The 13,942-nt window shown below is 71.8% G+C and carries 13 protein-coding genes; 2 read left to right on the forward strand and 11 right to left on the reverse strand.

Features of this window, described 5'->3' with window-relative positions; translation table 11 throughout:
- Positions 1–6: 6 nt before the first annotated feature.
- From K8612_RS10600 to K8612_RS10615, 3 genes are all read right to left on the reverse strand, one after another.
- Positions 7–1,722 (reverse strand): aldehyde dehydrogenase, encoded by a 1,716-nt coding sequence (locus K8612_RS10600; RefSeq protein ID WP_223762196.1) that lies wholly within the window; start codon positions 1,720–1,722, stop codon positions 7–9.
- Positions 1,723–1,808: 86 nt separating this feature from the next.
- The gene (locus tag K8612_RS39210) at positions 1,809–4,130 is read right to left on the reverse strand and encodes a M56 family metallopeptidase (RefSeq protein WP_373692098.1); all 2,322 of its coding nucleotides are present in this window, start codon (positions 4,128–4,130) and stop codon (positions 1,809–1,811) included.
- 4 nt (positions 4,131–4,134) lie between these two features.
- The gene (locus tag K8612_RS10615) at positions 4,135–4,515 is read right to left on the reverse strand and encodes a BlaI/MecI/CopY family transcriptional regulator (RefSeq protein ID WP_120547074.1); all 381 of its coding nucleotides are present in this window, start codon (positions 4,513–4,515) and stop codon (positions 4,135–4,137) included.
- 270 nt (positions 4,516–4,785) lie between these two features.
- On the opposite strand from K8612_RS10615, the gene K8612_RS10620 reads away from it, so the two are divergent.
- Positions 4,786–5,382, forward strand: coding sequence for a hypothetical protein (locus K8612_RS10620; protein WP_223762197.1), 597 nt, complete (start codon positions 4,786–4,788; stop codon positions 5,380–5,382).
- A 104-nt stretch (positions 5,383–5,486) separates the two neighbouring features.
- Positions 5,487–6,854, forward strand: a complete 1,368-nt coding sequence (locus K8612_RS10625; protein ID WP_223740976.1) for a hypothetical protein — start codon at positions 5,487–5,489, stop codon at positions 6,852–6,854.
- Here the strand turns inward: K8612_RS10625 and K8612_RS10630 are convergent.
- The 8 genes from K8612_RS10630 to hemF all read right to left on the reverse strand — a co-directional run bounded on the left by K8612_RS10630 (position 6,851) and on the right by hemF (position 13,933).
- The gene (locus K8612_RS10630) at positions 6,851–8,464 is read right to left on the reverse strand and encodes a phospholipase D-like domain-containing protein (protein WP_223762198.1); all 1,614 of its coding nucleotides are present in this window, start codon (positions 8,462–8,464) and stop codon (positions 6,851–6,853) included. The genes K8612_RS10625 and K8612_RS10630 overlap by 4 nt on opposite strands.
- A 61-nt stretch (positions 8,465–8,525) precedes the next feature.
- Complete coding sequence (locus tag K8612_RS10635) at positions 8,526–8,762, reverse strand: chaperonin (RefSeq protein WP_120608198.1); 237 nt, start codon at positions 8,760–8,762, stop codon at positions 8,526–8,528.
- A gap of 638 nt (positions 8,763–9,400) precedes the next feature.
- The gene (locus K8612_RS10640) at positions 9,401–9,853 is read right to left on the reverse strand and encodes a hypothetical protein (protein ID WP_223740974.1); all 453 of its coding nucleotides are present in this window, start codon (positions 9,851–9,853) and stop codon (positions 9,401–9,403) included.
- Entirely contained in the window at positions 9,850–10,509 is a 660-nt protein-coding gene (locus K8612_RS10645; RefSeq protein ID WP_223762199.1) for an anti-sigma factor, read from the reverse strand. The genes K8612_RS10640 and K8612_RS10645 overlap by 4 nt, the downstream gene beginning before the upstream one ends.
- 85 nt (positions 10,510–10,594) lie before the next feature.
- Positions 10,595–11,209 (reverse strand): RNA polymerase sigma factor, encoded by a 615-nt coding sequence (locus K8612_RS10650; protein ID WP_014400131.1) that lies wholly within the window; start codon positions 11,207–11,209, stop codon positions 10,595–10,597.
- 61 nt (positions 11,210–11,270) lie between these two features.
- Entirely contained in the window at positions 11,271–12,338 is a 1,068-nt protein-coding gene (locus tag K8612_RS10655) for an Immediate early protein ICP0 (RefSeq protein WP_223762200.1), read from the reverse strand.
- A gap of 174 nt (positions 12,339–12,512) precedes the next feature.
- A complete protein-coding gene (locus K8612_RS10660; RefSeq protein WP_223762201.1) occupies positions 12,513–13,034 on the reverse strand; it encodes a hypothetical protein in 522 nt (173 codons plus the stop codon).
- Entirely contained in the window at positions 13,034–13,933 is a 900-nt protein-coding gene (hemF, locus tag K8612_RS10665) for an oxygen-dependent coproporphyrinogen oxidase (protein ID WP_223740970.1), read from the reverse strand. Before hemF ends, K8612_RS10660 begins: the two co-directional genes overlap by 1 nt.
- Between the last annotated feature and the right edge of the window lie 9 nt (positions 13,934–13,942).

Genomic DNA, 13,942 nt, shown 5'->3' on the forward strand with positions numbered 1-13,942 from the left:
CTGCCCCTACCGGCGCAGCGCGGCCAGGGCGACACCCGGCAGCTTCCACCAGGACGGGGACTGCTCGAATTCCACCAACCGGCGGCCCAGCGCCGCCACGCCCTTGTGACCCGGCACCCACGGGGGCGAGAGCAGGGCCGTGAGCGGGGCGCGCAGCACCGCCTTCTCGATGGACTCCAGCATGAACGTGTTGTGCACCCAGCCCTGCCCGCTCTGGATGTCCCGGGGCGACGTGGACGGATGGCCGCCCCAGGGCATGCTGCCCAGCGCGTACGCCGCCGCGGGCCAGGTGTTGAGGGCCACGGTGCCGTAGCGCAAGTCCCGCACCGCCTTCTCCACCGACGCGCGCACCCGGGGGTCCCGCAGCGTCTTCGGGTGGACGATGAGGGTGGCGTTCAGGGTGCCCCACACCTTCTCGTTGAGGAACGCCACTGCGGCCTCCAGGAAGGCCACCGGCTCGTCGGAGCCCGGCAGCCCCGTCTCCGACAGCACCGTGCACCAGGGCTCGTGGTGGAAGACGCGGTCGTCCGTCTTCGATGGATCCACGTCTGGAATCAGCGCGTAGGCCAGGTCGCCCTCGCCGGGGTTGCCCACCAGCCGCAGGTTCGGGCGCGCGTCCGTGAACTGGTGCCAGCGCTCCCGCGCGCCCGGGTAGTACGCGCGGCGCACGGGCGCGTGGCCCAGGCTCGCCTGGATGCGGTCCACCAACATGCCGCGTTTGCTCCAGTCCCTGGGCTGCACCAGCAGCTTCGCCGCGTTGCAGTTGAAGGACGCGTTGTTGGCGACCATGCCGGCGATGTCGTTCGCCTGGAAGCGCAGCTCGCCGTCGGAGTACGGCCCCGGCACCACCACCACGGGGGAGATGTTGCCCAGCTCGCTGGAGACAGGCTTCGCGAGCAGCGGTTCGTTCCTCCTCCGGCGCTCATCGGACTCCGGGCCGGGCGGACCCCACACGAGCGCGTCGTGGGTCTTGTCGCTGCCGGTGATGTGCACCTCGTCCACCGCGTCATGGTGGACCAACTGCGCGCCCTCCTCCGCGCCGCCGTACACGATGGCCAGCGCGTCGCGCGCGATGAGCGGGGCGAAGGCCTGCTCCAGGAACGTGCCCAGGTACGCGTTGACGGGGTTCATCTTGAGCACGCAGGCGGTGCCCTCGACGAAGAGCTTGTAGAGGCAGTCCATGGGCGGGATGGAGTTGACGTTGCCGCCGCCCAGCACCGCGCAGACCCGGCCCTTGTGGGGCTTCTTGTAGAAGGACGCCTGGTGTTCGCGCAGGTTGGCCGCGGTGACGCCGGGCTGGAAGTAGACCTCGCCCGTGGTGCCGGGCAGCAGCATCCCCTCCAGCCGGTGCCGGGGGAACAGCCGCGCGGCGAGCCGCCCGTCCTCCAGCGTGCGCAGGTGCTTCGCGGGGATGACGGGCACGCCGTGCTTCTGGATGTCCTTCAGCGCGTCCGAGAGCAGCCGCAGGTTGCGCACCACCACCATGGGCCCGGCGAGCCACTCCTCACCCGCGAGTGGACCGCCGGGGTCGATGCCCTTCGCCTCGCAGGCCGCGCGCACGCTGGGCTCCGCGATGGCGGCGTACGCGTGGCACAGGTCCTCCAGGAGCCGGATGCGCTCCGTCAGGGCGAGCTTCGCCCACGCGCTCGAGCCCTCACGGACCCGGCGCACCAGGATGTCGATGGTGGTGCGTGACGTGTGCTGCGGGACGGCGGCGGACATGGCGACCTCCGAGACAGGCTTCACACCGGGTCCCGGTGGAGGGAACCCCCGCGTGCGCCGTCATCGAGGGGCCGCGCCCTCCGTCCTCAGGTGGGCAGGGGCTCGGCCAGGCCCTTGCGGATGGCCTCGTCGATGACGGCCATCACCTTCTTCATGTTCTCGCGGCCGCGCGCCGCCTGCTGCTCGCCCAGCTTGCCCTGCTGCTCGCCGAGCTTCGCCTGCTGTTCACCCAGCTTCGCCTGCTGCTCGCCGAGCGCCTCCAGCTTCTCGCTGAGTTCCTCCTGCTGCTTGTCGAGCGCCTCCAGCTCCGTGTCGAAGGAGTCGTCGCGCTTGTCGAGCTCCGCTTCCTTGCGGTCGCGGTCGGGGCCGTCCGCGAGCGAGTGGAGGCGGGCGCGCTCCATGGCGATCTCCGCGCGCTTGGAGGCGATGGCGGCGTGCTTCGCGGCGATCTGGGACATGGGGTAGGCCAGCTCCGCCTGCTTCTGGCCCAGCTCCGCCTGCTGCCGGCCCAGGGCCGCCTGCTTCTCACCGAGCGCGCCCTGCGCGTCACCCAGCTTGCGGTCGTCCTCCATCAGCTTGCGCACCTGCTCCAGCGTCTTCGCGTCGCGGATCAGCATGGGCTTGTTGTCGCGGCGCACGAAGAGCAGGTCCTTGCCCTGCTGCTTGAAGGTGCGCGCCAGGTACATGTCGTCCGTGGAGCCGGCCATCATCGTGCGGCCGTCGGAGAGGTACGCGAAGGTGTCGCCGTCATCGAGGTCCATGTCCGGAGGCGCGGGAGGCGCGGGAGGTGCGGGAGGACGCGGCGCAACCGCGAGCATGGGGGCCAGCGGGGACACCGCGCCGCGGACCGGAGGCGCGGGAGGCACGGGCGGGGTGGGCCTGCCAGCGACCGGAGGCGCGGGCGGCACGGGCGGGGTGGGCCTGCCAGCGACCGGAGGCGCGGGAGGCGCGGGCGGAACCGGAGCCCGCTTGTCGTTGTCCGGGATGGGCGCGGGCGCGGGCGGCGCGGGCAGGGTGACCAGCATGGACCTCGCCGCCCCCGACGTGGGAGGAGGCAGCGCGGGAAGCGCGGGCAGCGGCGGCGCATCCGAGGGAGTCCCCGTCGCCTTCGCGGTGTGCTCCGTCACGGTGGGCTTCGACGCGGTCGACGGCTTCGCGTTGGAGGCCGGCGCGGCGTCCTCGGGCAGTTGCTTGACGGTGCCCACCTTGACGGGGGCGGGGGTCGCGTCCTTCGCGGTGGGGGCGGTGCTCTCCGCGGGCGCCTTGGCGACGACCTGGAAGGGCATCAGGACCACCGCGCCGAGGGCGAACAGCGCCCCCTTCAGCCACCGGCGGGGTTTCGTGGGGACGACGTCGACATGTTCCAGCATGCGGAGCCTCCTGTGCAGCGCGTGAAGGTGGGCCGACGCCCCGAGCGCCGCTGCGCTGCCCGGAGGCCGGGTGATGCCAAAGGCGATGAGCAGTTCGCCGTAGTCCGCGGGCTCCGCGCCGGTGAGACGCAGCGCCTCCGCGTCGCACGCCTCTTCCCGGGCGAGCGCGTACTCACGGGCCGCCTGGCGCGCGAGCGGGTGGAAGAAGAGCACCGTCTCCGCCAGCGCCGGCACCCAGCCCAACCACAGGTCCCCGCGCCGCAGGTGCGCCACCTCATGCGCCAGCGCCATGCGCAACGAGTCCTCCGGCAGGTCACGCAGCGCCTTCGCGGGCAGCACGATGACCGGCGACACCAGCCCCGCCGCCAGCGGGCTCACCACCTCGTCCGACACGAGCAGCGTGGGCGGACGCCGCAGGCCCGCTTCATTCGCGAGGAACTCCGCCTCCTCCTCCAGCACCGGGTGACGCAGGGGCCGCGCGCGCTCCCGCATGCCCCGCACCTGACGCCACGCCAGCACGTGGCCCCGCACCTTCCACGCCACGCCCGCGCCCCACAGCACGAGCAGCGCCCACACCCCACCCACCGTCCACGGATGCTCGCGCAGCGACGCCACCGCGCTCTTGAACAACGCGGCGACCCGCGCCCCGGCCGAGGGCTCCTCCACGCGAGCCGGTGTCCGCTCTTGCTGAGACACCGACATGCGCACGGGGGCGCCGCGCACCTCGGGCTCCGTGTGCATCATGACCACCACGTCCGGCGTCTGGGATTGCGCGCCCTCCACGCGGAGCGTCTGGGATTGCGCGGTCGCGGCCTCCTCGGGCAGCAGCGCCAGCGGCATGGGCTTGGGCCAGCCGAGCGTGAGCACGAACTTGAGCGCCACCAGCCACCAGAGACCGGCGCGCAGGGCCGCGGGCAGGCGCGGCACCGCCCGGGCCAGCACCCAGACGGCCAGCGCGCACAGCGCCCCCTGCCACGAGGCGCGCCACACCGACTCCGACCACGACGACCACCACGGCGAGGTCATGAGAGGCGTCACGGGCTCACTCCTTCCGCTTCTGGCGCAGGCGCGCCACGACGTCCTGGAGCTGCTTCAGCTCTTCGTCGGACACGTCCTCCGTCTCCGACAGATAGGTCACGAACGGCGACAGGGAGCCGGAGAGCGTGCGCTGCACGAAGTTCCCGACGACGTCGCGCAGCAGCTCTTGCGGCGCCACCGGCGAGGCGTACTGGAACACCCCGTCCACCTTGCTCCGGGTCAGGTGCCCCTTCAGCCGCAGCCGCTCCATCACCGTCAGGATGGTGGAGCGCGCCAGGCCCTGCGCCTCACCGAAGCGCTCGGCCACTTCACCCACCGTCGCTGGCCCGTGCTCGGCCACGTACCGCAGCACCGCCAGCTCCTGCTCTCCCACCGGCTTCTTCATGCGCCCTGCCCTTCATGACGACAACTGTAGTCAAGAAGCAAGGTACGCCTGACTACAGCCGTAGTCAAGCAGGTGTCTCCGCGGGGCGGACGCGCGTCGTGATTGGGATTGGCGAGGGCGCCTACGGCGCGGCACCTGGGCGCCCGCTCGCCCGGCCGCTCAGGTAAGGGTCAGTTAGCAGAGGACCGTGTGTGTCCTTGTCTCTGTCGGAAGGGCAACCCAATTTCTGGCAGCCGACTTGAACCCACCCGACACACACGGAGAGTTCCCATGAAGCTCCCTCTGTTCGCGGCGATCGCCGCCCTGTCGCTGTACGGTTGCGCCAGCCACAACGCCAACACCCGCGAGGCCTCTTCGCCGGAGGCAGGCGCCATCGGCGGCTCCGGCAGCGCCGGCAGCACCACGGACACCAGCGGGAGCATCGACTCCTCGTCCCCGGACTCCTCCAACCAGGAGCTGCCCGGTGAGACCGGCAACGTCAGCGACCTGGAGAAGCGCGACCGCATGGACGCGCCCACCGTCTACGAGGGCGAGGCCACCGGCGGCTCCGGCGCTCCCGACGAGGCCGTGAAGACCGGCGACGGCCAGAAGTGGGACGTGCAGCAGAACACGCCCACCGAGCTGGGCGACACGCAGTCCCCCTCCGGCGCGGTGAACCAGAACCGCGATCCCAAGGAGAAGGGCAACCTGGGCACGGAGGGCGACCTGGGCGGCACCGGCGGCTCCGGCTCCACCCGCACCGACGGCAAGAGCGACGTGAGCGACGAGACCGGGTCGTCCGACGCCCTCAACAGCGACCGGGACGACGCCTCCAGCACGGACCGCTCCAAGGTGGAGACGGACGCCACGCCGGATCCCACCAACTAGTCATCGCGCCCCACGCGAGGGCGGATACCCGGGAAAGCCCGCTCGCGGGTCGTCCCGGGTATTCGTCTGTCCAGCCCGCGCCCCGCCAACTAGAGTGAGCACCAATGACTGGTGCTCCCTTCGTGGCCCTTCTCGCCCTGCTTCACTCCCAGTCCTCCACCATCGAGGAGGTCCCGAATGATCCGCCGCGGGGGCCGTACTCCGCGTCGGAATCCCCGGGGAGCGCGGAGGGCTCGGACGGCATCGGGTTCCGGGCGCTCCTGGAGGTGGGGCCGCTGAGCTTCCCGTCCGGGACGCGGGGTGGGAAGCAGGACCTGTTCGCCTACGCGTACCCGTCGCTGGGCGTGGATGGCGGCGAGGACTTCGCCTTCATGCTGGGCGCGCCGCTGCGCTTCCGGCTGCTGGACAGCGAGCCGAAGCAGAAGGACGACGACTACGGCGCGTGGCTGCGGCGCGAGGACTGGGACGAGCGCAGCGACTTCGGACAGGTGGTGCGCCTGCTGCGCATTGGCGACGAGTCCGGCCGCTTCGGGCTGCGCGTGCAGCCGTTCCTGGAGGAGTCCCTGGGGCGCGGCTACCTGGTGAACCGCTACGACAACCAGCTCAACCCGAACTACCACCCGGCGGGCGGCACGCTGTCGTTCACCGCGGGGCCCGCGCGCGTGCAGCTCCTGGCCAGCGACGTGCTCGCCGCGCGCGTGTTCTCCGGCGAGCTGCTCCTGGACATCGGCCGCATCGCCAGCGACAGCGAGGCGAACTTCGACCGCTACCTGGTGCGCGCCTCGGCGGCGCACGACTTCGGCGAGGCGGGCGGGGTGACGCCGGAGGCCACGGTGGCGTCGGTGGGCGGCGAGTTCGCCATGTACAAGGGCGAGCGGCTGCGCTCGTGGGCCCTGCTCGCGGGCGGCGCGCGGCTCAACGAGGGCGCGCAGGACGTGGGCGGCCTGCTGGGCGTCGCGTTCGAGGGCAACTTCAAGGGCACGCAGTTGAGCGTCACGGTGCAGGGGCGCCGGCAGGGCGGCGGCTTCCGCTTCGGCTACTTCGGCGCGGGCTACGAGCTGGCGCGCTTCTCCGGCGTGGGCCTCTCCGAGGAGCCCCAGGCCGACCAGCGCGTGCCCAAGGACTTCTCCGGCTACCTGGAGCTGTCCGTGGCGCGCGGCGACGGACCGGACTCGCCGGAGGTGGTGGCGAGCGGCGCCGTGGAGTACTCCGCCTATGGCCGCACGGACGGCGACCTGTCCCTGAGCTTCAGCACCCCGGGCGGCGAGTCGCGAGGCATCGCGCGCGTGGTGGTGATGGGCCTGGGTGACAACCCCCGCTACTCGGTGGCCGCGGAGTTCCGCCAGCGCGTGCTGCCCGCCATGTACATCTGGGGCGCCGGCGCCACGGTGACCTTCCCGCAGCCGGACGACACGCTGGTGCGCGGCGTGAGCGTCGGCGCGGGCGTTGGCGTGGACTTCGCCCGCCGCTAGTTCCCCACCGTCCCGCCCTCCTCCGGGGCGGGCTCGCACGGCAGGATGGCGCTGTGCCGCCGGGCCGTCTCGCACGACTTGCCCACCAGCCAGCGCGACAGCAGGCGCACGCCGGAGGCGAAGAGGCCGTCGTCGCCCTTGTGCAGGGCCTCGAAGAGGGACTCGTCCAGCACCGACTCCTCCGGGTCGATGAGGAACTCCTCCGGCTCCAGCGGCTTGAAGAGGGGGTTCTGGTCGAACACCGTCTCCAGCGGGTGCGGACGCAGCCGGTGCTGTCCCGCGAGGGCCAGCCCGTCCAACGCCTCCACCAGGTGCTCCGCGTCCACCAGCGGGCGCAGCGCGGCCACGCCAGCGAGGCCCACGTGCTCCGCCATCAGCGACACGCGCACGCGGCGGATGGCGCGCGACACGGCGTCGCCGGGGGCTTCCGCCTCCCAGCTCAGGTTGAGCTCCGAGTCCAACCCCAGGCTGCGGTTGGTCGTGTTCGCGGAGCCGATGGTCATGAAGGTGTCATCCACGATGAGCACCTTCGAGTGGATGTACGTGAAGACGTCCGAGCCGTCCTCGTCCTTCGCCGCCGAGCCGTACACCGCGAAGCCGTGGCCCGTCTCCGAGGCCACCTCGCGCAGCGCGCGCAACAGGCGCACCTGGGCCACGCCCATGGCGATCTGCTCGCGCAGCGCCTCCGGCTGACGGGGCAGCACCAGCATCACCTGGAGCCGGGGCCGCCCGGCCGCGCGCATGCGCTTGACGAGCGCGTCGTAGATGGCGCGTGAGGAGAAGTACTGGTTCTCGATGTAGATGAAGCGCTCGGCCGCGTCGATGGCGTCCACGTACAGCGCGCGGATCTCCTGCACCTCGTCCTGCGGCGGCAGGAGCGTCTTGCCGAAGGTGCGGCTGATGGCCACCGGGCCCGGAGGCGCGGGCATCGTCGCTTCGAAGGTCATGTCGTCGCGGTTCACGGGCTCCAGGTGGAACTCGCCCCCGCCCGAGTGCGCCCAGCGCGCCTCGAACAGCTCCGCGAGCGGCTTCACCGCGGGGCCCGTCAGCACCGTCTGCACGTCGTGGTAGGGCCCGTGCGGGTCGCGGCCGGAGTCGCAGCGCAGCTTCGAGCGCGCGGGGTGGTCCCGGTCGTCCCAGCGACAGTCACACACGTCCATGCCGCCGGTGAACGCCATCACGCCGTCCACGACGACGAGCTTCTGGTGGTGGGCGCCGTAGAGCGGACTGGAGGAGTCGAAGCGGAAGCGCAGCCGTTCGTTCGTCGTCCAGTTGAAGAGCATGTGCTGCATCCACTCGCGCTCCATGGCGAGCAGCATGCTGAAGTCCCACGCGAGGATGTAGACGTGCAGCTCCGGGTTCTCCCGGCACATCTGGTCCAACAGCGGCAGCAGCCGGACTTCCCCGCCCTGTGCCTCCTCCAGGTCCTCGCCGCGCAGCAACGTCACGTCGCTGTCGAACTGCCAGCCGGTGATGACGATGGATCGGCGGGCCTTCCGGATGGCCCGGTACAGCTCCCGGTAATAGTCCCGGGCGTCCACCAGCACGCCCGCGTCATGCGTTTCCGTCCGCGTCCAGCAGTTGCGTCCGGGGTTGAGGATGCGTTTCACGTCGGTCACCTGGCCCTGGAGTGGATCCCTGATGTCGTCCGCGCCCGGCCGGCGGAAAGCATCACCCCACGAAGACAATGTGCTTTCCGGTCGCCAGCGTCATGTCGGTCGAGGAGACCACCCTGGCCACCTTGCGAGCCTCGCCACCCACGGTGTCGAAGGCCGCGGCGATCAGGTCGCCGAGCGTCACCTGCACGCGCTTCGCCTGCTTGCCGGCGTTGGACACGGCCTTGACCGTCTTCGCCTTCATCTGACGGGCCTTGCGCTGGATGGTCTGCTTCTGGGTCTTGGTCGCCATGGTCTTCGTTCTCCGAGGATGAAGAGTCTGCCCGTCTGCGTGATGTGCCGTACCGCCCCGTACCGCCCGTCCTGCCGTGCTGCCCCTGCCCCGTCCCGCCCGTACCGCCCCGACCCGCCCTGCCCCGTCCCGCCGTGCTGCCCCTGCCCCGTCCCGCCCGTACCGCCCCGTCCTGCCTTGCTGCCCCGACCCGCCCTGCCCCGTACCGCCCCGTGCTGCCCCGCCCCGCCGCCCTGCCCGCCCACCGTCCCGCCCGCCCTGCCCTCAGACCCAAGAGCAACTGCCGTGCCGTCGCCCAACCCGGCGTTTTCCGAGGGAAGAAAGCCTGGAAGTGCCCCTGTACCGCCGGGCAAGACTGACTTTTTTTCAGCCTCGCGGCAGGGAGTTCCGCCCTCTTTCCTGCCCGCCGGTGCGATGCGCCCCCCGGCGCACGTCAGGCGTGGAACGGAGCCGTCCGACGCCGGGGCAGCACACCGGCCACGCAGGGGTGGATGTGCGAGGACCGGGGAAGATTCAGGGGGGAGGAGCCCTGACGCGGGGCCGCCCGGGGAGGAGGGGGCCATCCAGGCGTCAGGGTGGGGCTTTTCGCGGACGGCGCCTGCCTTGGGGGCGGCGCGCATCCGGCACGACTCACACGGCTACTTCGACGGCGGCACCAGGACGAGGATGAGCTCGCCCCCCACGTGCTTGCCGGCCTTCTGGTACACGGCGCCCTGGCGGCCCAGCTCCACCTCCACGGAGGACTGGTTCGGGATGATGACGCGCAGCGTGGCGCTGCCGTCCTTCATGCCCAGGAGCTGGAGCGACGCGTTCGTCCCGTTGGGGAGCTTCACTTCCGTGGGCTTCTGGGCCCCCACCTCCACGGTGTCCAGCGACATGCGCTTGAAGGAGGTGAAGCTGAAGTTCTGCTTCTGGAACGCCTCCTTCATCTTGGAGAGCTCCGGCGGGTCCACCACGGTGCCCTTGTTGGAGGCCAGCACCACCTCCACCTGCACCTTCACCTTCTGCTCCTGGGCGGAGGCCACCGCCGGCCCCAGCACCAGGCCCACGGCGAACAGCAGTGCCAGCACCGCCCACGTCGGCTTCGTCATAGTGCTCCTCCGGTGGGCCGGGGCGGGACGGACGGAGCCGGCGTCGGCTGTCCTTCCAGGTCCTCCGACTCCACGCTCGAATCCTGGGACTGCGCCGCGCCCGGCTTCTTCTGCCCGGCGGCGTCCTTCACGGGCTCCGGGGCCTGCTCCTGCTCGTCCACCATCCAGATGATGGAGGCGCCGCCCTCCGTCTCCATCACCACCGGGGCCACGCGGGCGCCCTGGTAGGACTGGATGGACTTCACCGTCATGCGCTCGGCGGCGTAGCCCTCCGGCGCGGTGTCGCGCAGCACCAGCGGCAGCGCCACCAGCATCACCACCGCGGCGGTGGCCAGCGAGGAGATCATCGCCGTGCGCTGGTAGAGGAACATCTCCGACAGGGCCAGCCGCATCCGCTCGATGAGGGGCGGCTTCTCCGGCGTCACCCGGGCCATGACCTTCTGGGCGAAGTCCTTGAAGTCGACGTCGTCCACCGCCATGTCCAGGCCGACCCGGAGCAGCCCGGACTCCGCGCGCAGGTCCGCCGCGCGGCCCGTGCAGTCCCGGCAGGCGGCCAGGTGCCGCTCCACGTGGACGCGCTCCCCGGGAGCGAGTTCACCGTCGATGTAGGGAGACAGGAGCGGTACGAAGCGCTCACACGCGGGATTTCCGGCCATACTCTTCACCCTGCGGGCTGGTGGGAATTCGTCGGTGGGGACGCGACGGGACCCACGGATATTCGAGGAGGCCTTTCTGGCATCCTCATTCGTTGCCCACCCCGCTCTTGGCTTCGTCCAGCTCCAGGTAATCCCCCAGGATTTTCTGCACCTTGGCGCGCGCGTGGAAGAGCCGGCTCATCACCGTGCCCTTGGGGATGTCCAGCGTGCGGGCCAGGTCCTCGTAGGACATTCCCTCGATTTCGCGCAGCAGGAGGATGGCGCGGTGCTTCTCCGGCACCGTGGCCAGCGCTTCCTGGATCTTCTCCGCCAGCTCCTTGCGAAGGGCGCTCTTCTGGGGATTGGTCCCCAGGCGGCTGCCGAGCGCGCCGATGCGGGCCTCGGAGAGGTCCACGTCCTGCGTCTCGTCGAACTCCACGGGCTCGCCGCCGCCGCGGCGCTTGCGCAGCACGTCGATGCAGATGTTGGACGTGATGCGGTAGAGCCACGTGTAGAAGGACGCGTCGCCCTTGAAGTGGTCCAGGTACTTGTAGACCTTGACGAACGCCTCCTGGGAGACGTCCATCGCCTCCTCCTTGTCCTTCAGCATTCCGAGCGCGACGGCATACACCTTGCGCTGGTAACGCTCGACGAGGAGCTTGAAGGCGCGCTGGTCCCCGCTGCGGACGCGCTTGACGAGTGTGAGGTCGTCGGTGGCCAAGTGCGCGGCACCGTAACACAGGCCGCGCCAAGCCCAAGGCTTTCGACGCGCCCCGCCGCTCCTAGAGGGAGCTGACGAGCGCGATGGCCGCCAGGGCCAGGCCCACCATGGCCAGCACCGCCCCGAAGACCATGCGGTCCCACTGGGCCTGGGTGACGGCGGAGTCCTCCGTGTCCTCGCCGGCCCGGAAGGCGTGGAGCACGTTCCAGAACATGCGGGCCCCCAGGCGGCGGTCGGTGCCCTGGCGGTCGCGGGGGTCGTCGTTCTGGAGGGGGCGCCCCTGGGCGTCCCGGCGCATGAAGGGTCCGGGCAGGGGCTGGTAGAGGCCGGGGGTGAGCGGGGCGGCCTGCTCGGAGTGGCGCACGTCCGGCGGGGGCTCCAGTTGGACGGCGTCCGCGCGCTCGCGGGCCTCCTCCGGCGTGGGCGCGTCCATCACCCACATCCCGGCCGCCACGCCGTTCTGCCCGGTGTGGGCGTCCTGGAGCTGGGCGAAGCCCTGGTCCTTGAGGGCCTGCTCGAAGGCGGCCCTGCCCTCTTCCTCGGGCGGGTGCCGCGCGGCGGCCTCCGCGTAGGCGGCGAAGAAGGCCCACAGGCGGGCCACCCGGTCCGACGAGGGCAGCGACGAGGGCCGCACCTGCGCGGACAGCAGCGCCGCGTCCGACGCGAAGCGCTTGCCCACCGCGAGGTGGCCCTCCAGGTCGTCCAGGTCGGAGGGGATGAACGACTCCACGTCCAGCACCGGCCCGCGCGCCTCGCCCGCGCCCAGGTAGGGGCTGGCGGTGGTGGGGAGGGAGCCGGGCGTCCGGAAGCCGTCGGCGCCCTTGCGCCGGGGAGTCTGGGGGGCCGCGCCGGGGGACTCGAAGCCCGTGCCGGCGTCCGCGCGGGGCGCGCGCGTCGTGCCCTGCGGGCCCCGGTTGGGCACGCCGGCGCGGACCGAACGGGGGCCCACGTCGCCGCCATCCAGGGAGGCGCCGGCCTCCGTCCCTTCACCGCCGGGGAGGCCGGGCTCGCCGGGCTCGCTTCCAGGCTCCAGCGGCGCGCCGCCGTCGGCCTCGGGGGGCAGCCCCACGGGCGGAGCGCCGATGCGGGTGCGGTCACCGGGCGAGGTGGTGCGGGTGGAGGTCTCCATCCCGTCATCGCGGAACGGAGACGCCGGCGACGGGCTCGCGGGCGCCGAGGGGCCACCGCCGGAGCGGGGCCCACCAGGGCCGGAGGGACCTCCTGCGCGGGGGCCGCGGATGTCGCCGACGTTTCCCATCACGGGGGATTCTCGCACAACGAGAAGCCCGAGTTGCATGGGGGGCTACTCCCCCTCGTGCTCCACCTCCACGGGGGTCGTCATCCCGTTGGCATCCAGACGGACGCGGTACACGGCGTTGAGGCCGTCCCCGTCCGTGTCCGCGCGGACGAAGCAGGACACCTCCGGCTCGCCCACGGGGCTCTCCTCCACCCGCACCTCGTACTGGAGGTGGACGGTGGGGCCGGGGTCGAAGCCGATGCGGCGGAAGTCCTCGTGGTCCTTCGGGAAGGGCACGGCCTCGCCGTGCCGGGGCACGGGGACGGGAGCGGGCGCGACGGACACGTAGTCGCCGTGCTCGTCGCGGAAGCCCTGCACCGCGTCGCACAGGGCCAGCACCTGGACGCGCGCCTCGGTGGCCACCTGCTCCGGCGGCACGGTCCCGGAGGCCTTCATCGCGGACAACCGGACGATGAACAGGCCGGTGGCGGCCATCGCCGCGAAGACGGTGACGGCGATGCCCGTGCGCACCGCCGTGTTGCGCGGGCGCGCGGGGCCGGGCTCCCCAGGTTCCGGAGCCGCCGCCATCAGGCCCACTCCCGGGGGTTGCGCAGCACCTCCACCAGCCGGGCCTCGGGCGTGCCGGGCTCCGGGTGGTGGTCGTAGCGCCAGCGCACGCGCGGCGGCAGCGACATGAGGATGGACTCCGTGCGCCCCTGCGTCTCCAGGCCGAAGATGGTGCCCCGGTCGTAGACGAGGTTGAACTCCACGTAGCGGCCCCGGCGCACCTCCTGCCAGAAGCGCTGCGCCTCCGTCACCGGCGTGTCCTTGTGCTTGCGCGCGATGGGCAGGTACGCGGGGATGAAGCTGTTGCCGCACGCCTGCACGAACGCGAACTCGCGCTCCAGGTCCCCGCCCATGTTCTCGAAGAAGAGGCCGCCCACGCCGCGCGCCTCGCCCCGGTGGCGCAGGTGGAAGTAGTGGTCACACGCGGCCTTGAAGCGCGGGTAGTACGTGGGGTCGTGCGCGTCACACGCGGCCTTGTGCACGCGGTGGAAGTGGGCCGCGTCCGCGTCGTCCAGGTAGTACGGCGTCAGGTCCGCGCCGCCGCCGAACCACGCGCGCGCGCCCTGGTGGATGAAGCGGTAGTTGGCGTGCACGGTGGGCACATGCGGGCTCCTGGGGTGCAGCACCAGCGACAGGCCGCCGGCCCAGAAGGAGCGCCCCTCGCCCTGGAGCTTCTTCGCGAAGGCCTCTTCCAGCTCGCCGTGGACGATGGAGATGTTGACGCCCGCCTTCTCCAGGACGGCGCCCTCCTCCAGCACGCGGCTGCGGCCCCCCCCGCCGCCGGGGCGGCTCCACGCGTCCTCGCGGAAGCGGCCCTGGCCGTCCAGCTCCTCCAGGGCTCCGCAGATGTCGTCCTGGAGCTTCTGGATGAAGGCGGCCATGCGCCCCTTCAAACCCTCCACGTCCACCGTCGCCGTCATGCCCGTTGT

Origin of the sequence: Corallococcus sp. AS-1-6, from assembly GCF_020037015.1 — a bacterium.
GTDB lineage: Bacteria > Myxococcota > Myxococcia > Myxococcales > Myxococcaceae > Corallococcus.